We start from the raw sequence: 24,504 nt of genomic DNA, 5'->3' as shown, positions 1-24,504 counted from the left end.
AAACGCTACAGGTTGAAAACAATTAATAAAATATCATTTAACGATATAGAAAGCATTCCTCAGCTCGTAAAAGATTTTTTAAATCAGAAAATTGAGGGTTTTGAAAATAATACATTTTCTTTAGATCATTTCAGACAACAGATTCATATTAAAAAAGACTCTTTCTCATCAGAAAAGAGAGAAATTTTATCTGAAGTATTCGAAGGTCAGCTTTCAGATCTTACTCTTTCCTCAAAACAAAGAGAAAATCTAGATCATCTTAAGCTGCCTGATACATTTACAATTACAACAGGACATCAGCTGAATCTGTTTTCAGGCCCGGTGTTCTTTGTATATAAAATTCTTCAGACTATTAAAACATGTACGTATCTGAAAGAAAATTTCCCTGATTTTAATTTCGTTCCAATCTATTGGATGGCTTCAGAGGATCATGATTTCGCGGAGATCAATCACTTTAAGACCGAAAATAATTATTACGAAACCAATGAGAAATCCGGAGGTCCCGTAGGAAGAATTGAGATCAGTGATACCTATTTTATTTCTGAATTTGAAAAAGAATTCAAAGACTCTGTTTTCGGGACAGAATTGATCTTAATGATGAAGGAAGCTTATAAAGTTGGAAATACTTTAACAAAAGCGATTAAGATTCTTGTTAACCGCCTTTTTTCAGAATTCGGGCTTTTGATTTTAGATGGAGATTCTAAGGAACTTAAAAAACAAATGAAGGAGATTTTTAAAGATGAACTTCTTCATTTCAGTTTACAGAAAACTTCTGAGAATAAAGTGAAGTTTCTGACAGAAAAATATGGAAAGGTTCAGGTAAATCCTCGTGAAATTAACCTTTTCTACCTTACTGAAACCAGAGACAGGATAGAATTGAACGGAGAGAAATATAGTATTGTAGATAAAACGATTCAGTTTACGGAAGAAGAAATTCTAAACGAGTTGGAAAATCATCCTGAAAGATTCAGTCCGAATGCCTTAATGCGTCCGGTATATCAGGAAAACGTACTTCCTAATCTGGCTTATATCGGAGGAAATGCCGAAATCATGTACTGGCTTGAACTGAAAGATTATTTCTCAAAAATTAATATTCCTTTCCCTATTCTGATTCCAAGAAATTCAATGCTTTTCCTGAAAGAAAAAACGGTAGGAAAAATTGATAAACTGGATCTTAAAATAGAAGATTTCTTCCAGAATTTCACAGTACTTACTAATCAGAAGATTTTAAAAGATAATCCGATTTTACAATTACTTGAAGAAAAAGAAGAATTATTGATCGCTAATTTCTCTGCATTGAGAGTTTCAGCAGAAACTACTGAAAAATCTTTCGGAAACATGGTGAAAGCCGAAGAAGTAAGACAATTAAAGTCATTTAAAAGAATGAAAAAACGCTTGCTTCATGCCGAAAAAATAAAACAAAATGAATTGCTGGAAAGACTTGAAAATCTGTTTTTAGATGTTCATCCCGCAAAAACATGGCAGGAAAGAGTCTACAATTTTAGTGTATACTTTTCAGATTATGGTTATTCGTGGCTTGAAAATTGTTTAGAGGAGATGGTGGTTCAAGATTCAAAATTAATAATTGTTGCCATTTAATTTTAAAGAAGTATTTTTGTAAATTATAATTATCGAATATGATAAAGAGGTTTTTTATTCTATCCAGTTTATGTATGGTTTTGGGAGTTTCAGCCCAGAAATCACATACCGTTGTACAAGGTGATAATCCTTACAACATTGCAAAAAAGTATGGGATAACTGTAGATGAATTGCTGAAGCTCAACCCAAAGCATAAAGATGGCAAACTGGCCATTGGAGATATTTTAACGATTAAATCAGAGAAAACAGCTACAGCAGCTGTTACCAAATCTGCCCCAGCTGAAAAAGCAACGGTGAGCACAAGTACTTCTTCTTTGGGTAAAATTGTTTTACAGCCAAAGCAGACTATTTACGGTATCACAAAACAATACAGAATTTCTGAAACCGATTTGAGAAAATTGAATCCTGAACTGGATTCTCACATGAAAATCGGAGACGAGATTACTTTACCTCTTGCAAGTATCAAAAAATATGGAGGCGCTCAACAGGCTGTAACAGCAGAAAAACATGCTGAACCGCCTGTAGAAAAAACAGTAACAACAATTACACCTACAGTTGTTACCACTTCCGTAGAAGGTGAATCTTATGTGATTCAGTCCAAAGATAATTATTATAGAATTACAAAGCAGTTTGGAATCAGCCAGCAGGATCTTTATGCTTTAAATCCTGGATTGGAAGAAAAAGGACTTAAACCTGGTGAGACTATTAAGATAAAAAAATCCAATACTAACACAGCAAGTACTGCTGTAGTTGAAGAAACTGTAAATCCAAAAGCAAAAATGGATTCAGGGAACGAAAAATCAACAACCTCTTCCAATGTTGCTGCAGGTGATGATTATGTGACCTATACCGTTCAACAAGGAGATACTGTGTTCTCTATTGTTAATAAATTCGGGGTTTCTATTGATGAGCTTATTGCACTTAACCCAGATCTTTCTCATGGTTTGAAAACCGGAATGGTTTTAAAAATCAAAAAACAAGACGCTGCCTATATAAAGAAAAATGGGGATGCGCTTAGTGTTATATTAATGCTTCCTTTTGGGTACAGTACCAACGAAACCCAGTACAGAGGAATGGCTCTTGACTTTTTGACTGGAGCTAAGCTTGCTATCGAAAGAAATGCAAGAGGAGGACAAAAGCTGGATATTAAAGTAGTGGATTCAGGAAACGAAGCTTCGTTCAAAAACTCTTTAACGCAGATCAATCCTGATAACACAGATCTTATTATCGGACCTTTCTTTAAGTCCAATGTAATTGATGTCCTTGACTTTACTAAAAATCAGAAAATCCCGATTGTTGCGCCATTTGCCAACTCTCCGGAATTATATAACTACAGTAATCTTATTATCGTTGAGACTAACAATCAAACGTATGCTGATAAGATTGTAGAAGAAGTGAAAGGAATTTATTCCGATCAGAAAATATATATAGTAGCAGATGCTAAAAAAGAGGATGCGAACTATATTAAAGCAGGACTTGAAAAAGCAGTAAAAAATCCAAATATTATTATTGTTAACTCTTCGGCAGATATTCAGCCGGATCAGAACATGATGACAGGACAGTCTGCACCGGTTATTGCCATTTTAGCCAATGATGATAACACAGCAGGGGATGCTTTTGCCAACAGAATTGCTGCTATATCTAAAGAAGTACAGGGTATGAAAGCGTTCAGTATGTTCTATTCTCCAACCTTTGAGAAGAGAGTAGATGAGCTTAGCCAGGCAAGTCTTGTATATTTGATGGATAGAAAGATCAATACAGATGGAAGCTTTGAAAAAGAAATTCTGGCTGCATATAAAAGCAAATATTGTAAAACTCCACCGAAATATGCTATCGTAGGTTTTGATGTTGTCAACGACATGTTAACCAGAGAAAATAAAAAAGGAGAGATCTTTAAACAGATGAACAAAGTTCAGACTCAGCTGGCTACAAAATTTGAGTTTGTAAAATCTAAAGCTAATGGTGCTTATGTAAATACCGGTTATAGAGTAATAAGATTAGTACCTTAAATGATTTATAACTGTTTAAAAGAATATTGTTAACATTATAGTTATATTTGCATAATATTTAATTCAATACATGAAAGCACTTGTATTTCCAGGGCAGGGTTCTCAGTTCGTAGGAATGGGAAAAGAACTGTATGATTCTAGAAAAGATATTAAAGATCTGATGGAATCTGCCAATGAAATTTTAGGTTTCGACATTCTTTCCATTATGTTTAATGGGACTGATGCGGATCTTAAAAAAACAGAGGTTACCCAGCCTTCAATATTTATACACTCAGTAGCAGCATTAAAAGCCGTAAATGGTCTTGGTGCTGAAATGGTAGCAGGACACTCTTTAGGAGAGTTTTCAGCTTTGGTAGCCAATGGAGTTTTATCCTTTGATGATGGTTTGAAATTAGTTTCTGAAAGAGCAAAAGCAATGCAGGAAGCTTGTGATGCAAATCCGAGCTCTATGGCAGCTATCTTAGGTTTAGACGATGCCAAGGTTGAAGAAATCTGTGCACAGATCAGCGGAATTGTTGTTCCTGCAAATTATAACTGCCCGGGGCAATTGGTTATCTCAGGAGAAACACCTGCAGTAGAAGAAGCTTGCGCAAAACTTAAAGAAGCAGGTGCTAAAAGAGCATTGCTATTGCCGGTAAACGGAGCTTTCCATTCACCATTGATGCAGCCAGCACAGGAAAGATTAGCAGCAGCTATTGAAAATACAAAATTCAGAAAAGCCACGATTCCTGTATATCAGAATATTACTACTACAGCGGTAACCAATCCTGATGAGATTAAACAAAATCTGATCGCTCAGCTTACCGGTCCTGTAAAATGGACTCAGTCTGTACAGAATATGATTAAAGATGGTGCCTCTAACTTCGTAGAAGTAGGACCAGGAAAAACCCTTCAGGGATTGATCAAAAAAATTGACGGATCTGTAGACGCAGTTTCTGCAATCTAATAAAATATATGAATGCGATATTTTCACCGGGCAAGCTTATGCTTACTTCAGAATATTTCGCAATCGATGGAGCTCTTGTCTTAGCGGTACCTACCAAGCTTGGACAAGAGTTTTTCTTTGAAGAAAAAGAAGATGGTAAGTCTCTTATTTTTTGGGAAGCCTATCATCAGAATACATTATGGTTGAAAGCTGTCATTGATTATAAAAAATGGCAGATTCTGGAAACCAATATTCCATCCAGCGCTGAATTCATTACTAAAACATTAAAGAATGTTCAGCAGCTTTCTAACAGTAAATTCAAAACAGATCTTACGTACGATCTAAAAACAAACCTTCAGTTTCCTGCGGATTATGGACTTGGAAGCAGCTCTACCCTGATGAATAATCTGGCAGAATGGGCTGAAATAGATCCTTTTTATCTTAATACCATAAGTTTAGGAGGAAGTGGATATGATATTGCAGTAGCAAAAGAAAAATCAGCTGTTCTTTTCCAAAGTAAACCTGAGATCAGATATGAGAAGGTGAATTTCAATCCTTCTTTTAAAAATGAGCTCATTTTTATTCATTTAAATCAGAAGCAAGATAGTAGAGAAGGAATCAATTTTTACAAATCCAAAAAAAAGTCTCCGGAACTGGTTAATGAATTTTCAGATCTCACAAAAAAAATATTGTTATGCAATGAATTGGAAAATTTTTCCGAACTAATGATGGTTCATGAGCATAAAATTGCAAATTTTCTTGAAATTTCCACAGTTAAAGAGAAAATATTCTCTGATTGCCCATTTTTTGTCAAAAGTTTGGGGGCTTGGGGCGGAGATTTTGTAATGAGTGCCAAATTTGGGGACTACAAGAACTATTTTTGGGAGAAAGGTTTTACAACCGTTTTGGAATGGGAAAATATAATTGATTTGTAGTCAACATCTTACGATCCTGTTTTTTTATTTGCCATTCTGACTTATATCAGTATATTTAAACCGTCTTTAACAAATAATTAATATTATTTTTGTTGAAGTCAATAAAGAAATAGAAAATATAAGTAAAATGAAAAACACTAAAATCATCCAGGATTTAGAGAAATTAGGGATTAAAGGAAACTATGAGGTAGTGTATAATCCTTCTTATGAAGAATTATATCAAGCTGAAGTTTCTCCTGAAAATCAGGGGTTTGAGACAGCTGAGCTTACGGAATCTGGCGCAGTATCAGTAAAAACAGGAATTTTCACAGGTCGTTCACCTAAAGACAGATATATTGTTCAGGATGATGTTACAAGAGATACAATTTTCTGGGATGGTAAAGTAAACTTACCTACAACCGCAGAAATTTTCGGTTCTTGTAAAGAACTAGTGATGAACCAGCTTTCTGAAGCTAAGAAGATTTATGTAGTAGATGCATTCTGTGGAACAAATGCAGATACTAGACTTAAAGTAAGATTTATCGTTGAAGTAGCATGGCAGGCACATTTCGTGACAAACATGTTCATTCGTCCTTCTCACTACGAACTGGAAAACTTTGGTGAGCCGGATTTCACAGTAATCAACGGATCAAAAACAACAAACCCGAACTGGGAAGCTCAGGGATTAAACTCTGAAAACTTCATTATGTTCAACCTTACAGAAAAACTACAGATCATCGGAGGTACTTGGTACGGAGGTGAGATGAAGAAAGGAATGTTTGCCATGATGAACTATTACCTTCCATTAAAAGGTATGGCTTCAATGCACTGTTCTGCAAACGTAGGTGAAAAAGGAGATGTTGCTTTGTTCTTCGGTCTTTCAGGAACAGGTAAAACTACTTTATCAGCAGATCCTAAAAGATACCTTATCGGTGACGATGAGCACGGGTGGGATAATAACGGAGTATTCAACTATGAAGGAGGATGCTACGCTAAAGTAATTGACTTATCAGAAGAAAAAGAACCGGATATTTTCAGAGCTATCAAAAGAGATGCACTTCTTGAAAACGTTGTAGTGAACAATGGAGTAGCAGATTATACTGACGGATCTATCACAGAAAATACAAGAGTTTCTTATCCAATCTATCATATCAACAAAATTGTATTGCCTTCTAAAGCAGGTCATGCTAAGAAAATCGTATACCTTTCAGCAGATGCATTCGGAGTACTTCCTCCGGTTTCTATCTTGAATGAAGATCAGGCTCAATACCACTTCCTTTGCGGTTATACTTCAAAATTAGCCGGAACTGAAAGAGGAATTACAGAGCCTCAGCCATCTTTCTCACCTGCATTTGGTGAAGCATTCCTTACATTACACCCAACAATGTATTCTAAAACATTGATCGGTAAAATGCAGGAACACGGTGCAAAAGCCTATTTGGTAAATACAGGTTGGAACGGTACAGGAAACAGAATCTCTCTGAAAGATACAAGAGCGATCATCGATGCAATTATTGATGGGTCTATTGATAATGCTCCTAAAACTCAGGTTCCGATTATGAATCTTGAGATTCCTACTGAATTACCAAACGTTTCTACAGGTATTTTAGATCCTAGAGATACGTATGAAAATGCTTCAGATTGGGAAGAAAAAGCAAAAGATCTTGCTTCAAGATATATCAAAAACTTTGAACAGTACTGTGATACTGAAGAAGGTAGAAAATTAATTGCTTCCGGACCTCAATTACAGGAACAAACTATCTAATAGTTAACTAAGCATAAAGAAAAGCCTCATCATTGATGAGGCTTTTTTTATTAATATTTTTTACAGCTTTCAATCAATTCATTTTGTTCATCAAGTTTTAGTACTGTTGATTTGATCGATTCTCCAGTTAGACGTTTTATGATCATAAAATGTTTTGAAAAAAAGTAAGACTCTTCGTCCAATATTTTATCTAAATACTTTGGAGTAGTGAAAGTCATCCAATATTTTGCTTTGTTGGAAAATATAATAGTTACTTCTATGGTATCAGATTCAATATTTTCTATTTTGTCATCTATGTTAATAGAAATTATTTCTGGTTGATTGTTTAAACTGAAATAAAATTTTGAATACCATCTCAGTCTTCCTTCGTCATTCTTAACCCTTACATTATCAGCGTTAATTTCTTCGATAATGTATGATTTTCTTTTTGTTAATTGCCTGGAATATGTCCCAATGCATTTGCAGTAAATCTTATCTTCTATCTTCATAAATCATTTCTAATTACTCATATGCATCTGTGAAAATCTGTGAGATCCGTGGGAAGGATATAAACTATAAAATTATTTCAAACTTAATATAGCCAATCTATACCCATCCATTCCAAAGCCTGATAAAACCGCATCCGTATTAGCAGCTGTTACAGATTTCTGTCGGAATTCCTCTCTTTTATAGATATTGCTGATGTGAACTTCTACTTTTGGTTTACGAATATTTTTTAGACAATCCGCAATTGCGTAGGAATAATGGGTGAAAGCTCCCGGATTAATCACTACTGCATCAAAATCATCCTCCTGAAGTCTGTTGATAAGTTCGCCTTCAATATTAGACTGATAATATTTTAATTCATGAGCCTGAAACTCAGATTTTAAATTTTCCAAATAGCTTTCCATGGAAACAGTTCCATAGATTTCCGGTTCTCTGGTACCTAATAGGTTAAGGTTAGGGCCGTTGATGATTAAAACTTTCATACTATAAAATTAAAAACTTTTTTTAATTAACAGCCAAAAAATTCTCCATTGATTGGCTGTTATTCAATTGAATTATTAATAATGATATTTATCATGTATGTGAAAGTGATAACGATCGTAACTCTTTGTAGTAAGGGATTTTATTAAAAAATTACGTTAATTTTTGAAAAATTATCATGAAAAATAAATAAGTCTACTTGTTTTGTAGACTAAAAGTTTTTAGCTTTGCAACCATATTTCGATCGGCTTATAAAGAAAGATGGAGGGAACTGACCCTATGAAATCTTGACAACCTACCCGTGGGGCAAGGTGTTACATTCAGCCTTTTAAGGAAAAATAAGGATTTGGTTTATCGTATTTATCGATGCCCTTTGCTGACTTTTCTGCAAAGGGCTAAATTTTAATATATGATAAATAAAATTGATTATGATTAATATAAATTTATTCAATTCTAAGGTTTGGATGCCTCCGGTTGCTGCATTTTTTCTGGGAGTAACCAGTCTCAATGCGCAGAATTCCAAGCCTAAAAAAGATAGCCTTAATGAAAAGGAGATTGATGAAGTGGTAGTGGTAGCCTACGGAAAAGCTAAAAGAAACAGCTATACAGGTTCTGTAGCCACTATTTCCAGTGATAAAATTAATAACAGACCCGTAACCAATATCACCAAAGCATTAGAAGGTCAGGTTGCCGGAATTCAGACAACAAGTGCATCTGGACAGCCGGGAGCTGTTTCTACCATTCGAATCAGAGGGATTGGCTCTATCAGTGCTTCAAGTGATCCTTTGTACGTAGTAGACGGAATTCCTTTTGACGGGAATCTGAACTCTATCAGCCCAAGCGATATTGAATCCATCAGTGTTCTGAAAGATGCTACAGCAAGTGCTTTGTATGGTTCAAGAGGAGCTAACGGGATTATCATCATCACCACAAAATCAGGTAAAAAAGGAGAGGCAAAAGTCAATTTTAATATCAGTCAGGGATTTTCCGGAAGAGCGGTGAAAGACTATGAACAGGTTAATACAGATCAATATTTCCAATTGTACTGGGAAGCATTGAGAAACGGATATCAATCTGGGAAAGTGAATGCTCAGCAAGCTGCTCAGATGGCAACGGGCAACCTTGTTTCTTCATTGGGTATCAATCCATATGGAACAGCTTATCCAAAACCGGTAGGAACGGATGGAAAGCTGTTACCGGGAGCTTCACCGCTTTGGAATGATGACTGGAGAGATATTTTGCAAAGAGTAGCTTCAAGAAATCAGGTAGACCTTGATATCAGCGGAGGAAGTGAGAAGAGCAATTATTTCTTTTCCCTAGGTTATCTTGATGATAAAGGAATGGCCATTGAATCAGGATATAAAAGATATAATACCAGATTGAAGATCAATTCGGAAGTGAAAAAATGGTTGAATGTTGGAGTGAACTTAAATTATACGAACAGTATTCAACAGGCACCTACTTCTTCAGATAACACTTCTAGTAATATCATCAATGCCGCAAGGTTTATTCCTTCATTCTATCCTTATTATGAAAGAAATGCGGACGGAAGTTATATTTTAGGATCTGATGGAAACCCGGTTTATGATTTCGGAAAATACAGACCTACAAGTGCACTTCAGAATCAAAATGCTGCTGCAACACTGTCATTAGATAAAAACGAAAATAAAGAAGACAATTTCTCTGGAAAAGGATTCATGGAGCTTACGTTCCTGCCGGAACTGAAATTCAAGACAAGTTTCTCTGTTGATTTGGTGAATTACAACGGACATTATTATTCAAACCCATTGCTGGGACAAGGAGCTGAAATAGGAGGTTCGGTAACAAAAAGCAATAGCAGGACACTTTCTTATACTACGAGTAATATTCTGACTTATGATAAAAAATTTGGAAAACATCATGTGAATGCTTTGGCAGGTCATGAATTCTATAAATATGACTATCAGACGATTTCCGGAACAAGAACCCAGTTCTCACTGCCTTACTATTATGAACCTGACGCGGCTTCGCTGTTAGGCAGTTTCAGTGGAAACAGCAACAAGATAAGCTTATTGAGTTTCCTAGGGAAAGTAGAGTATAATTATAACAATACTTATTTCTTATCAGCATCCGGAAGGGCAGACAGTTCTTCAAGATTTGAAAAAGATAACCGATGGGGGAGATTCTGGTCAGTAGGTGGTTCATGGAAGATTTCCAATGAAGAATTTGTTAAAAGTCTGAATGTTTTCAATCAGCTGACATTACGTGCCAGCTACGGAGGGCAAGGGAACGATAAATTACTCCGGCCAAACGGACAACCGCTTTATTACGCTTATCAGGAGTTATATAAATTTATTAGTCTTGGTGGAGAACCAGGAACAACACTGGAAAAAACATCTACCAATAATGTAAAGTGGGAAACGAATCTTAACTTAAATGTAGGATTGGAATTCGCTATTCTGAATAATAGAATTAAAGGGAATATTGAATACTTCAAAAGAAAAAGTCAGGATCTTCTGTTCAATATGCCGGTAGCACCATCATTGGGGATCAGTGATTATCCTGCGAATATCGGAACCATTCAGAATACAGGATTTGAGTTTTCATTATTCACAACACCCATTAAGAATGATAACTTCCAGTGGAATGTGGATGTGAATCTGAGTACTTTAAACAACAAAATAACCAAGCTGCCTTCAGGTTCACTAGTTGTGGGCCAAACCAAGTTATTAACTGTTGGAGGTTCTGTATATGATTTCTACATTCCGGAATGGGCAGGAGTTGATCCAAGCAATGGAAAACCACTATGGAAAACCATTACTGCGGATGCTAATGGTAACTCAGTAGAAGGTACTACTTCGGAATATTCAAAAGCAACAAAAATCCTGCAGGGTTCTGCTTTGCCAAAATTGACAGGGGGGATCAGTACCAGTATCAGCTATAAGAATTTTGATTTTTCAGGATTGCTGACATTCAAAATTGGTGGAAAAATTCTTGACAATGATTATACTTCCATCATGCATAACGGAAGTTCTGCAGGGCGCGCATGGAGTGCAGAAATGCTAAACAGATGGACACCGGACAATCCAAACACAGATGTTCCGGGATTAAGCACAACAACGAATAACTGGACGTCAAATTCTTCCAGATTTCTATACTCAGGAACCTATGCAAGACTTAAAAATGTAAGTTTAGGATATACTCTTCCTGAAACTTATTTCGAGAAAATAGGATTGAAGAAGTTCAGAATTTATATTCAGGCGGAAAACCTTTTAACTTTCTATAAACATAAAGGGATGGATCCTGAGCAGGCTTTGGACGGAACAACGTATTACAGATATCCTGCGATGAGAACGATCACTTTTGGTCTACAGGCAACCCTTTAATCTTTACAATTGAAACAATGAAAAAATTAAAATATCTATCGTTTACACTTATCGGATTTTTGGTGCTGACAGGCTGTGAAAATGATCTTGATACTGCTCCCACTGATCAGGCGAACAGTGTGGAAGTTTTCAAAACGGCTGAAAGTGCAGAAACTGTAGTGAATGGCACATGGGCAAAATTTAATAATGACGGAACAACGTATGCTAATATCGGTTACTCTACTGTACTAAGGGCTAGTGATGCTATGGGAAGTGATGTGGCTGTATTAACCAATAAGTACGGGTTTGCTTCTACTTACGCCTTTACAGAAATGGTAAACAGTACAGCTCCCCGTCCGTTGTTTATTTGGTCGATGTTGTATTCTACCATCAATAATATGAATAATGTTATTACAAGAATTGATGGGACAGAAGGCAGTCAGGAGAAAAAGAATCAGGTAAAAGGACAGGCCAAAGCATTGCGTGCTTTCTGTTATCTAAATCTGGCGAGCTTTTACCAGTTCAGCTATCTTAAAGATAAGTCCGCGTTGACAGCTCCGATTTATACAGAACCTTCTACGACGAGTACGGTAGGAAAGAAAAGAGCAAGCCTGGAAGAAATTTATACTTTGATTAAAAGTGATCTTACTGATGCTGACAACCTGTTGAAAACTTATATTAGAAATAATAAAGATAAGATCAATCGTGCTGTAGTGAACGGACTTTTAGCAAGAACTTACCTGAATACCGGAGAATGGAGTAAAGCTTCAGCAACGGCCAAAATTGCAAGAGAAGGTTCTCCTCTTATGGCTCCGGAAAAATATAAAGATGGTTTTAATGACATCAATAATGCCGAGTGGATCTGGGGACATGCACAAACTCAGGAACAGTCTGATGCGAGTTATGCGTTCCATTATCTGGATGTATCTTCATCAGGAAGTTATTATTACAGCTTTATGGCGGATCCTTATTTTAAAGATCTTTTTGATGCTAGCGATATCAGATCTCAATTATTTTCATGGGATGGACAGAAAGGAAGAGAGGGATTGTTGAGGTATGCTAAGTTTAAATTTAAACCAACCCTTATTGCTGATATTGTCTACATGAGAGCTGCAGAAATGTATCTGATCGAAGCTGAAGCTGAAGCGAGAACCGGAAATGTTTCTCAGGCTGTAGCTGTTTTGAATCAATTGAAATCTGCCAGAAATGCTAATATTTATAATGGCTCATTGTCACAGAATACTGTGATAGATGCCATTTTGATTGAAAGAAGAAAAGAATTATTTGGAGAAGGATTCTCGCTTTCGGATATTATCAGAACGCAGGGAACAGTGGTAAGAAAACCATTTGTAGATGCAGATGGTAAGCCGATAAAAGTTCAGATCACTACACCAGATGGAACGGTAAAAACAGTAGACGGCAGAGGGCATTCTGTTCTTGATTTCCCGAATAAATCTGCTTTCACACCCAACAGTAATTATTACTTATTCAGTATTCCACAGAGAGAATCTGAAAATAACCCGAACTTATAAGAGGATATACTTATAATTAGATTTGATTTTTTAAGCCACTGCTTTTGCGGTGGCTTTTTTCTTTCAAGAAACTGTAAAAAACAAAATCAGAATAGGAAAATTCCTACTCTGATTTAAATATATTAATAAATTAGTCAATCTTTTTCATGACTAGTCAATGAGATGAAACCCATAGATTACAAATTTATAGTACATTCTATTTAAATAGTAAAAGCTTGATAAGTAAAAAAATAAACAAAGCTACAGGAAACCAGAGGATAAAACCTGTGAGCACGTAAGCTATTTTATATTCAAAGTCATTAAATTTTATGGTATCCAACCTTTTTTTTCTTATAAAGGCAAAAAAGGGTATTGTTAATATAATGAAAAAGGCATATTTCACCAACTTATTATTCGTTGAAAATCCCAGAACAGTAGAAATTTTATTGATTATAATAAATACAAAACCTACACTTTGAGGGATTAAAAAAAAAGTATAGAGGAATGTATATATTAAAAAAATGAGAATGCTATTCATGTAAGCATCGTTATCAGTTTTATTTCGCTTTTTTAAAAACTGATAAATCATAAAAGGTATAAATAAAAAGTATTTCATTTAGTGTGCAAAATTAAGCTTTTGATTACTAATTAATGACTTTTCCGGATGCCCCGAATAGCAACTATTATTTATTCAGCATTCCACAGAGAGAAGCTGAAAATAACCCGAACTTATAAGGGGACATACTTATAATTAGATTTGATTTTTAGTCACTGCTTTTGCGGTGGTTTTTTTATGAAATAAAAATCCCCCAAATGATTGGGGGATAAATTTTACTCATTGTTTTGCTAACATATCTGAAGTATTGCTATTACTTCTGTACATATTCATCTGGAAATTGTAACCTATACGTAGGTAAAATGAATTCATATAGTTTTGTTTCAATTTGATTATACTTCTCTTTGTCTTCCCAATCGGTATTACATGGCAAATTATCCACATTTTCATTTTTATTAAAACTGATTGTTGAACTTAAGAAGAGTTCATTATTATCATTAAATGTACAATTGTGCAAATTTCTAAGTTGTAGTTTTAAATACAAATTATGAATTTCCTTAATGTTTTTTTGTGTCAGATTTACTGTGACAGTTTTTGTCTTGTAATTTCCATCGGGATATAATTGTTTTACTTGATAAATTGCGGTTTTACTATTGTAAATAAACGACCTGGTTATTTTATTATCTCTAACAAATATCTTCTTATAGCTAAGATTTAAATCACTGTTTTTTTCTTGAGCGAAACAACTTTGTACACTTAAAATAAACAAAAATAAAGTGATTATTTTATAATTTTTTTTCATATGATATTTATTTAGTAAAAAACATAAATCGATTAAATACTGGCATAAGCTTATTATATGCATTGTCAACTATACTCCGGGTAATTTGGTCTAAATTATTATATAATTTATTAATAACGGATGGCCTCCAATAAAAGTTGCTATATAATCTTTCTTTTTTTGATATAAGATTTCTGCTTGTATATCTATATTATAATTTTATCATCTCTAAATAATTATAAATATTTAGCACTAATTTTTTATTCTTAAAATTGCATTTTGTGGATATTGGATTTGAATAACCTTATCATTCTTTGGATCCTTTTTTGTTAAGAAATAAATCATATAATTTCCTATATCAGATTTTTTACAATCTATATAAAGTTCTTTTATAAACTTTTCTTTAAATCCAATTTTGACGGGAAGATATTTTTCATTTCTTTGCATAGTAAAATCAGTACTAATAACTTTAGTATTAGAATTATTTCTTATATATGAAATTGATTTGTTAATATAAACATACGATGTGTATGGTTTTATTACAATATTATCATTACTTGCTTTATTATTAGGTTCCATTAAAACGAAGTTTAATTTTGGAAGTGTAAAAACAACAGAATCTTTTCTTAAATTTAAAACTGATAATTCTATTGTTTTTTTATTAATATTGTAACTTAAATCTATAATAGGATTTTCTTGATTCTTATTATGTTTTTTTTCTAAGCTGATAAGCTTACACTCATTCTTATGCACATCTGAACAAGAGTACATTCCTAATGTAATCATTGTTAATATAATTATTCTTTTCACTATACGATTAAAAACAGGTAATAATTTTTTATAGGTTTCATCGAAAATTGATCTAAAATTTTTTAATTTAAAAAAAAGTTTTCGACTCTTCAAAGTCTCCCGACTTTAGAACACCTTTAATAGTAGTGTTTTATTTGTTAAAAGTTAGGAGACCTTGATAGCTTTGAGTGCTAAAATTGCCAATTATATTGCCATTAAAAATTTACTTTTACTGGTTCAGGTTCTTTTATGTTATTTATAATAATCTTACCTATTATTTCTTCAATGATGATTATTTTTTTATAGGACTTGCTATTGAAGTTGTCCTTATAATTGAAATTATCAAATATGAAATATTGTTTTCTTCCTGATTTATACTTTATATTTATTTTGGATAAACAGCCTTGTGTGTTGCAAGATTTAAGAAACTTTAATGAATCATCTAATTTATATATTCCTTCCTCAATAATCTTATTTTTTATTAAATGTAGATCATTATTACTCACATTTAAATTATGCTTACCAGGGTTTTTAAATCTTTTATCAAGAACATAAAAATTTCCAGTCATATCATAAGTAATGTTATCACTAGTGTATATTATATTAGTTATATCTTCAATGTTAGTGTTATTTACTTTCCCTTGACAGTTAATTAGCAAGAAAAAAGATAAGTGTATATAATATTTCATATTTTATTTTTTAAAATTTACGATATTTTTGATGGCATCAACCCAATTAAAAATACCAGGAAACTTACCTCCATAATTATAAAATTGATTTAAAAAACTACTATAATCTTCGCCATTTACTTTTAATAAGTTAATCGTAAAATGATAAGCAGAAGATTCTGTATAATTTGAATACTTGCCTTTATAGATTGCCATCAAGCCAATATATCTGTGATAAGCATGAATATATTCATGTCCAAATACAGCTTGTTTAAGCACATCACTTTTAAATCCTAAGTTTGGTGCAACTAGTACAGTTGATTTTTCTCCTTTAGTTATAAACTCCCACCAGTTTTTATTTCTATTTGTTGTATATGCTAGTACATATCCCGAATCTCTTGGATCATTAGTAATAATTTGTTTCCAAGGTTCAGAAAGAGTTGATCCTTTAGGCAGATTTTTATTGGTTGCAAGTTTATATTCAGTATTAATATTATCTACAGAAGCTTGATAATCTCCAGTTGTTCTGTTAAAATCATTTTGTATTTGCTGATCAGTTGTGTAATAATCATTGAGATTATTGTCAGATAGATCATATCCCGCATTTTTTAATTCTGTAGAAGTTATCGAGTCTGGGGTTTTAGATCTATAATATGCAACTGTTTTTGAAATCAGCCAACTAATTCCTGATACACTAGCGCCAATCAGGGCTCCTTTAACGACTCCTTCAAGGAAATTTTGTCCAGTAAGCACAGACGTAATTCCGCCACTTCCTGCACCTGCTAATGTTGCATTTCCTACAGTTCCCCAGAAACCACTGGCACTGAAAATCTGACCAAGGCCTCCAGAGACGGCTCCGGTGGCTGATCCTAATAAAATAGCTTTTCCAAATCCTCCCATCGTCCAGTTATTATTAATAGCAGACTGAATAGCATAAATACCGACACTAATTGCTGTACCTATAATAGCACCCCAGATAACTGGAGCTACATAAGTTAAGAAAAACCCTGCTGCCCATACAAATTCTCCACTAGGATCATTATACATCAGTGGATTATTCATTACATATCCATATTTATTATAATTCTGTGTATTATATGGATCCTGTATATTTTCATCAGCATTTAAGAATCTTCTTAATAAAGGATCATATAACCTTCCGTTCATATGGGTAATTCCAACTTCAGTAAAATGTTCATGTCCGGTATATCCTCTGTCAATAAGCAATGAAGATTGATCTAGAATACTTTTGTCTGTAATAATTGAGCCGTTTCCAATTTGTAAATGGGTTAAATTACCCCATGCATCATAATGTCTTTGCTCAAGTTTATTTCCTGCTTCATCACTGATGGCCAATATGCTTCCCAGGTAATCTTTATGCAAAAATTTATAAGAACCACTGCTCTCTGTATAGTTTTTTAAATATACGATATTACTTTCATAAGGACTGCCACCAATATAAATAATATGCTTCTCTTGTTGGGTAATATTGTCCTTCACTATTTCAAAACTTCCATCTTCACTGTAAAATTTGGTGAACTTACCTTCTCCGTCCGTGCTGAAATTTCCTCCAAATGTTACGGTTTGTCTCATGGATGTTAGCCCATATTGGAAGCCAACATCTCCTTTTTCTCCATCAATGAATACGGGATCATTGTTCTCGTTGAAGGTTATGCTTTGGATAAGATCGTTGTTGTAATTCTGTTCTCCTGACGCATTTAGGGTCATTCCTGTAGGCTGATAAATTTTAGAAGCATTATCAAATTTAATATCCCCAACCTGGTCATTTTTTAGAATTCTTCCTTTGGTGTCATAAACATTACGATTGTCATTAGGTTTTATTCCTGTTACAGGATTGGTCCAGTTTGCAAGCCTGTTGTTGGTATCATAATCAAATGATTCCGAAATTTGAAGATCTCCTTCGGTTGTCCTATTCTCTAATTCATTTTTAATAACATTAAAGTTGTAGGATAATTTTAAGATATTTTGCTTAACGGCTGATGAATGAGCTAGTTGGCTTAATGAGCCATCAAGCTCGAAACTTTGATAAATTTCAGAAGCACCCAATTGTGCTCTGAGCACCTGTCCTTTATCATTGGTTTCTTTAAGTTGCCATAATATTTTTCCTGAAGTTTTATCTTTTACCTGATACAGGTCTCCATTCCAGCTGCTGTAAATATTTTCAATATTTACTTTAGTCATAATCCCGGAAGAATATAACTGTTTTTCATAAGAAATAACCCTTGCTTTATCATCATAAGTTATTCCTTTCTGTATAAAATATTTACCATTACTACTTTCAGAAGAGGATAGAACTCTTCCTTGAGGGTCATATGATATATTGGAACTAAAAGATTTCCCTTTAGATGTTCCTGATCTTGAAGTTATTCTTCCTTTACTATCATATGTATATGATATAGCCTTATCGGTTGCTTGTCCTCCATCTATTACTGATTTTTCTTTTTGAGAAATAAGTTGCCCTAGATTGTTGTAAGTGTATTCCTTAGTGCCTTTTGGACTTGTAGTCTTTTTTGGTTGTCCAAATCCATCATATTCATATTTATAAATTCCATTTGACGGATCATTAAATTCAGTTTTTCTTCCCCAAACATCATATTTTGTGGTTACGATATTTTCAGCATATTGTGCTTTGATTTGCTCTCCAGCTGCATTGTATGAGAATACAATTGTGCCGCCTTTATCAGTTGTAGATATAGTATTGCCTAAAGCATCGGTTGTTTTAGAGGTTGTTCTTCCATTTCCATTTGTTTCTTTCACTGTTGTAGTAAAACCAGAAATAGTGGTTTCTATTTCCTTTCCGTTAAATGATAAAGAAGAAATTTTAGCTGGAAATACAGAGTCATCATAAATGAGAGAATTCCATTGATAAGCACTTAGTCCATCAAAATAGGGCTCACTTTCTGTCTTTTTTCTTCCTAAAGCATCATACTGAATATCTTTAGAAAGATATTGTCCCTGTCCGAATGCTTTTGTACTCGTTTTGTATTCTTGTCCCCATTTATTGGTATATTTTTTTGAAATATTACCATCTGGATCATACTGGGTAATAATTATATTAGAATTACTGTTTTTCTCATATTCGTAGGTTGTAGTTCCTCCTAAATTAGTTTTTGATTTCAGTAGTTTGCCCCAATTATCATACACATTGTCCAAAGTATTTCCTAAAGGATCAGTTTGTTTTATAATTTGTCCCTGATCATTATAGATGATGTTGGTTTCTAGACCTAAGTTATCTATTGTCTTCATAACAGACTTTCCTTGTGGGTCATATTGTGAACTTTGAGTCTGTGTCTGAGAATCTATACTATTTATTGTTGTTTTTTGGATAATATTTCCAAAACTATCGTAATTATAATTGGTTTGCAACCATCCCGTATTATCTCTATTCCATGTTTTTTGGTTTTTTAGCAAATTGTTTTCATAGGTGTATTCTTCTTTGGCTGATTTTGTATCACCATAAGCTTGCACTATATCTGTCTTAGACTTAGGGCGACCAATATAATAATCTGCTCCTGTACCATTTGGATTGTTTATATATTCAAAAGTAGAGGTTGTTATGCCATATCCATTATTAATTTTCGATTCACTTTGAACCGGAAGATAATAGTTTCCATAAGTAACAGTTCCTTCGGTAGTAGTATTCGTTAAAAAGTCTTTAATTTTTGTGCTTTTAGGGATTACTGCTATTACAATATTAGGTTTGTCAGCATCAGAAATTGAATTAACAACCTGCCCGTTTAACAATTTGTCGGTTTGATATATGGTAGATTTGAAACTCAATAACTGGGTGTTGTTTTCAGAAAGGTCTGCCGGGAAAATATTGGATTCATTATTTGTCCTTATTGACCACTCCTTGATAGGAACTCCTTCATTGAGTGGATCTATTTCTGTTCCATTCCATATTTTGGTATTTTCCATTCCATCTGCATACCATGAAGAACGTGCTGTTTGGCGGAAACCAATTGCCCCTCTTCCTTGTAAATGTGCTAGATACCCTCTATATCTGAAATCCTGTTTTTTTCCAAATGCTTTTAGTTGGGTTACAGCATATACCTGTGACAACCTCTCCATCTCCATATAAGGATATTTTTCCTGTTTAACAGGAGCGTATACATTCGGGTTGATTACAGGATCGAGTTCCTGATAAGTTATTTCATATAAATTATCACCCTGGTCTATTTTAGTAATATATTGATCGCTTTGCAGATTGAAGTTATTATAGTAGATTATTTTTCTATCATTTTGGTTGTCAACATTACCGGTAAGAAGGACTAATTTATTAACTCTGTTGTTGATTCTGAAATTTCCAAATATAGGAGTTACCTGAAGTCTGTCGTATTCTTTAGAAAAAGCATCAAAAAGCTTTTCGTTTTCCCATTTATAGCCAGTTGCATTTTCGTTATACTGAAATTCCGATAATATTGAAAAATAGAAAAATGTTTTATATACACCCATGTTTGGAACATAGTTGACTTTCGATAATGTTTTGATAATATCGGTTTTTCCATCTCCATTGATATCAATAAACCCATTTTTATAATAATTTGTTATAGAGCCGCTTTCCTCAACTCCATTAGGATTATAAGGAACAAGGCTTCTGAAACTTTCATCTAGATTGTTTCCTTTATTCAAATATATTGACCATCCGTCATTTCCTTGATTATTGGGGTCTATAGTTCCATTAAATCCTCCACTTGAACCCGAATCTAAACGAAGAGCAAGGGGTAGGAGAACTTCAATATTCCCATCTCCATTCAAGTCTGCAAACTGAACTCCTTCACTAAGTCCTTTTACGGTGTGGCTTTTTGCTAAATTTATATTATAATTATTACCTTCTTTTGTTAGATTATATTGTTTAAGAGTATTTAAAGGTGTATTTATGGTTTTTGAGCCATATTCATAGTGAGGCATTCCATTAAAACCTGCTGTGTTATTTTTTGTAAGATAGGTTACTTGTGTATTGGATCCTGTTGGCTCAATAAATAAAATATCCTGTTTTCCATCTTTATCAAAATCCATAATTCCTCCATTGCCTAAAATATTCTTTGGTGTTGTAATTTGTGGGATATGGATCGTATTATTTTGTAAGTCATCGTTATCTACAATCAAATATCTGTTCCCTTGTGTTTTGCATTGCCATCTTCCTTTTGGGGGATCAGGAACAATGATTACATACTTACATTTCTTATCTTCTAATGACATCACTAACTCAGACATGCCATCAGAATCAATATCTACTTCTTTTATATCTATAGGATGGGAAACATTCAATCCGCCTAGATAGTCAGGATCAGTCTCTGGCGGGTACAAAGAATCAGCATATATATAACTTGCAGACTGTATTGTTTTTGAATGTTCTAAAACAAGAGGATTATTATATGTGTTGAGTACTGATGCATCGCTTTTAATTGAATAGTATTTCAATTCTATATTTCCAGAGGAAGGAGGGTTGTATTCTGCATTTTTCTTTGAAATAATAAGCCCTTGCTTGGGTTTTATATAGTTATCAGTAGGTTTTATATTGAATGTAGTAAAATCACTGCTTGGCCAGAATGTGCTGGTTGTTCCTAGATAAACAAAAGAAGGGTTACCATTGTTCACTGCGTCAAAATAGATATAGTAACCTTCTGGTTTGCCATTTTGTGCAGGTTGCCTTACAATGAAATCAATCAGGCCATCTCCATTATAATCTCCGGTTGTAATAATGTTATCGAAACTAATAAAGTTTTGTTCGTTGACGCTTGTTAGTAAAGGCTTTGTTGAAAAAACAATTGGATTCGCTTTTTCTCCATTAGCATTGGATTCCCATATTTTTTTTACAAATTGATAATTAGTGCTTCTCTGAGAATTATTATTTATTATCGGGTTCTCATATTCTATTTCGTATTTTCTTAGTAAATTATTGTTTGTATATACTTCAATATTTTTAAGGATTTTAGATTGGATGAATTTATTATCTTTAAAATAGGCAGTTTCATTTAAACTTCTGTTATTATAATTAAATTGAAGTTTATTAAAATGTGGCTTCCCGTTTGTTTCATTTCCTCCCCATTCAATTTGTGAGATTATAGCTACATTGTCAGATTGGATATAGTTGTAAGCAATATAATTTCCTTGCGTATCTTTCCATTTTACAATATTGTATTCTAGAGGTGTTCTTGCTGTACTATTGCCAGATGTAATAGCGCCATACCAGGCTTGTGACCCATCTTCAAAATTAACTTCCCAATATTCAGGTCCTTGCCAGGATTGGTTGGTAATTGTTCCAATTGATTTTATTTTTATATTGGAATATTTCTCTGTTGTATATTCTGCTCCTGACTTTCCATATTCTCCTGATTTTAAGATTAATCTTTCCCCATTAAAACTATAATAGTCTGAAAAGTCTAATTGAATTCCTGTTAGTCTTCCGTCTTTTTCAATTGTTCTTCCAGTTCTTGAAATAGATGTAATTCCTGACAAGTTCCAGCCATATCCAGCTATACTGTTTCCTGTTCCACTTGTATAAATAAGATTGGTTTGAGGTGCTATAGCTTTTACTCCAGGTGGGAGAGATATAGGTAGCGTAAATTGTAATTGTCCCGCTTGATTGACTTCTATATTTCCCTTGGTATCATGAAAACTTTTCTCATTTGGAGCTGTTGTTCCTGAAGGATTATTAGCGCCTGCATTGGAATCTGTTGGTCCTCCGCCTGGATTATCAGTAGCTGGACCGATCTTAGCTACAAATGGATTCGAAATATCAGCTTTGGCATGAAATCCCTGAGCCATGACCACGGTCTGTGGATCCTGAACAGTCCGGCTGGTAGTTTCTGCCTGATATAATATAGTCTGTGAAAAGCTTAATACTGACCATAGAGACAGTATGAATGCTGAAAATAGTTTCATTTTCTTATCGTAATGTTTCATGGCAATTATCGTTTGGTGATGTTTTTACTGAAAGTTCTGCCATCTTTTAGTGTAAAGCGAACAACATACACTCCCCAGTCATAACCTGTCATATTAATTTTAAGTTGACGGTTTAAGTCGGGAATATTTTGCTGTTGAAATTTCCAGTGAATGGTACTGTGCTGATACAATGAAACGGATTCTATAAGGTTGTCTACTTCCTCTGTCCAGTCTATGGTAAGATAATCATTAACGGGGACGGGGTATAAGCGTATTTGTTTTAAGAATGTTTTTTCATCAATACTGGGAGCCTGTTTGGCAATAGCGGCTACTTTTGTATCTTTTTTAATTTCTTCAGCCTTTTTGCCAGCAGTATCGATTCCTCTGTATCTTTGGTTTCCGGCCTCATCATATTTGAAATAAACTTCGGTTTGGGAAAAGCCGAAGAATCCTATCATCAATGATGATAGTGAGAGTAATTTTTTTTTCATTTGTGGTTATTTTTTTGGTGATAATAAGTGTTGAAGTTGCTGCTCCAGTTTTTCAATTCTTTCAGACTGAGCTTTTAAAACTTTGTTTTCACTCTGAAGCTCTTGAAGCTGCTCAGCTTGCGATGTTAGTTTCTTATTCTGTTCAATAGAATATAAAGTAAGCTCTTCAATCTTCTGTAGAAGTTTAATCTGAAATTCACCCACATTTACTCCTTCTTTCTCCATAGCTTTTGCAGAAGCAATTTCAGGAAGGTGCTTTTTTTCTTTTATATGCTTTTCAACATATTCTAATGTTGGTAAATCATACTTTTCATCAAAGACAAAATCGGCAGTTGGTGTTGAAGTTACTTTTACTTCTTTAGCTTCTAGCTTCCCATATGCGGCTATATTCCCGTAAAAAATACTTTTTTTATCTGCAGGATAAAAGCTAATGATATTATTAGTATAATCCTTTCCTATGTAAAAATAATCTATATTGTCTTTGGGACCTACTGCTCCGAATTGTCCTAAGTTACTCGAAACAGAGGTATCCACAAATCCAAATCCTCTGGCCCAGTATGTATCATAAGATCTGATTGCTGCTCCTGACACAGGTGTAACTTCTGATATTAAAAATCTGTTCTCAATATCTAATGTTGCGTTAGGAGTAGTAGTTTTTATTCCAACTTTTCCATTCACATACATCTGTCCATCTTGTCTTAAAGAAAAGGTAACATCTTCTGCACCTGTTCCGAAAATAATATTTTTCATAAAATATCGCTCGGAATTTCTTAAGTGGTTGGTTCTTAATTCAAAATGATTAGATCCAATACCGCCTCCTTCATAGATCGTCAATCTTGATTGCGGAGAATCGAAATTTATTCCAATATTTCCATTAGGTTTAATCTGAAGCCCTTCGATATTGTTAGATTTTAAAACGAAAGGTTGATTGTCTGTAGTCCCAATAAAATTATTGGATGCATTAGTTCCTGAATTTCCTGTGATGTTCCAGCTTTGTGCGAATGTGAATGATGATATTAATAATGCAATCGAAAGTAATTGTGTTTTCATAATTTAATTTTTTTTGTAAAACTATAATCGAAATACGACAAATGTCGTCGTGTTTAATGAGAATTTTATTACATAAAACCAATCAATGTATCGATTGGTTTTATTTTTGCGAATTTAAGAAAAATAAGTCTTATTTTTTGGTTTTTTTATTTAATATTAATATTTTTTAATAATTAATAGTTATTTATGTGTGTTTTTAATTGAAATTTTATTTTTATTGTACTCGA

At 33.8% G+C, this 24,504-nt stretch carries 15 protein-coding genes and 1 riboswitch; of the genes, 7 read left to right on the top strand and 8 right to left on the bottom strand.

Translation table 11 applies throughout. The features are described from left to right. Positions 1-12: 12 nt before the first annotated feature. From bshC to pckA, 5 genes are all read left to right on the top strand, one after another. Positions 13-1,599, top strand: a complete 1,587-nt coding sequence (bshC, locus tag ACM6F9_RS12330; protein ID WP_414845988.1) for a bacillithiol biosynthesis cysteine-adding enzyme BshC — start codon at positions 13-15, stop codon at positions 1,597-1,599. A 38-nt stretch (positions 1,600-1,637) separates the two neighbouring features. Then, on the top strand, positions 1,638-3,608 hold the full coding sequence (locus tag ACM6F9_RS12325) for a LysM peptidoglycan-binding domain-containing protein (protein ID WP_414845987.1): 1,971 nt from the start codon (positions 1,638-1,640) through the stop codon (positions 3,606-3,608). Between the two features lie 70 nt (positions 3,609-3,678). Beyond that, positions 3,679-4,554, top strand: a complete 876-nt coding sequence (gene fabD / locus ACM6F9_RS12320; protein WP_414845986.1) for an ACP S-malonyltransferase — start codon at positions 3,679-3,681, stop codon at positions 4,552-4,554. A gap of 8 nt (positions 4,555-4,562) precedes the next feature. Then, the gene (locus ACM6F9_RS12315) at positions 4,563-5,468 is read left to right on the top strand and encodes a GYDIA family GHMP kinase (RefSeq protein ID WP_414845985.1); all 906 of its coding nucleotides are present in this window, start codon (positions 4,563-4,565) and stop codon (positions 5,466-5,468) included. Positions 5,469-5,595: 127 nt separating this feature from the next. Then, positions 5,596-7,212, top strand: coding sequence for a phosphoenolpyruvate carboxykinase (ATP) (gene pckA, locus ACM6F9_RS12310; protein WP_414845984.1), 1,617 nt, complete (start codon positions 5,596-5,598; stop codon positions 7,210-7,212). A gap of 50 nt (positions 7,213-7,262) precedes the next feature. Here the strand turns inward: pckA and ACM6F9_RS12305 are convergent, their stop codons facing one another. Together ACM6F9_RS12305 and ACM6F9_RS12300 are read right to left on the bottom strand one after the other, a co-directional pair. Continuing rightward, entirely contained in the window at positions 7,263-7,700 is a 438-nt protein-coding gene (locus ACM6F9_RS12305; RefSeq protein ID WP_414845983.1) for a hypothetical protein, read from the bottom strand. A 72-nt stretch (positions 7,701-7,772) separates the two neighbouring features. Beyond that, positions 7,773-8,180 carry a type II 3-dehydroquinate dehydratase gene (locus ACM6F9_RS12300; RefSeq protein ID WP_414845982.1) on the bottom strand — a complete coding sequence of 136 codons (408 nt, stop codon included), beginning with the start codon at positions 8,178-8,180 and terminating at the stop codon, positions 7,773-7,775. 244 nt (positions 8,181-8,424) lie between these two features. Continuing rightward, positions 8,425-8,523, top strand: a riboswitch (SAM riboswitch). An 83-nt stretch (positions 8,524-8,606) separates the two neighbouring features. Here ACM6F9_RS12300 and ACM6F9_RS12295 point away from each other — a divergent pair. Further along, complete coding sequence (locus ACM6F9_RS12295) at positions 8,607-11,543, top strand: SusC/RagA family TonB-linked outer membrane protein (RefSeq protein WP_414845981.1); 2,937 nt, start codon at positions 8,607-8,609, stop codon at positions 11,541-11,543. Positions 11,544-11,560: 17 nt separating this feature from the next. Further along, entirely contained in the window at positions 11,561-13,054 is a 1,494-nt protein-coding gene (locus ACM6F9_RS12290) for a RagB/SusD family nutrient uptake outer membrane protein (protein WP_414845980.1), read from the top strand. Positions 13,055-13,902: 848 nt separating this feature from the next. On the opposite strand, the gene ACM6F9_RS12285 is transcribed toward ACM6F9_RS12290, so the two are convergent. From ACM6F9_RS12285 to ACM6F9_RS12260, 6 genes are all read right to left on the bottom strand, one after another. Continuing rightward, the gene (locus ACM6F9_RS12285; protein WP_414845979.1) at positions 13,903-14,391 is read right to left on the bottom strand and encodes a hypothetical protein; all 489 of its coding nucleotides are present in this window, start codon (positions 14,389-14,391) and stop codon (positions 13,903-13,905) included. 231 nt (positions 14,392-14,622) lie between these two features. Beyond that, complete coding sequence (locus tag ACM6F9_RS12280) at positions 14,623-15,156, bottom strand: hypothetical protein (protein ID WP_414845978.1); 534 nt, start codon at positions 15,154-15,156, stop codon at positions 14,623-14,625. Positions 15,157-15,374: 218 nt separating this feature from the next. After that, positions 15,375-15,848: a hypothetical protein gene (locus tag ACM6F9_RS12275; protein ID WP_414845977.1), complete on the bottom strand. Its 474-nt coding sequence runs from the start codon at positions 15,846-15,848 to the stop codon at positions 15,375-15,377. 3 nt (positions 15,849-15,851) lie between these two features. Next, positions 15,852-22,757, bottom strand: a complete 6,906-nt coding sequence (locus ACM6F9_RS12270; protein ID WP_414845976.1) for an RHS repeat-associated core domain-containing protein — start codon at positions 22,755-22,757, stop codon at positions 15,852-15,854. Positions 22,758-22,762: 5 nt separating this feature from the next. Continuing rightward, on the bottom strand, positions 22,763-23,227 hold the full coding sequence (locus ACM6F9_RS12265; protein WP_414845975.1) for a hypothetical protein: 465 nt from the start codon (positions 23,225-23,227) through the stop codon (positions 22,763-22,765). Positions 23,228-23,233: 6 nt separating this feature from the next. Continuing rightward, entirely contained in the window at positions 23,234-24,277 is a 1,044-nt protein-coding gene (locus ACM6F9_RS12260; RefSeq protein ID WP_414845974.1) for a hypothetical protein, read from the bottom strand. Positions 24,278-24,504 lie beyond the last annotated feature (227 nt).

The sequence above is a fragment of the Chryseobacterium sp. IT-36CA2 genome (assembly GCF_949767875.1).
GTDB lineage: Bacteria > Bacteroidota > Bacteroidia > Flavobacteriales > Weeksellaceae > Chryseobacterium.
The sequence above is the reverse complement of the archived record's forward strand: the minus strand, read 5'-3'. Positions and strand labels throughout refer to the sequence as shown.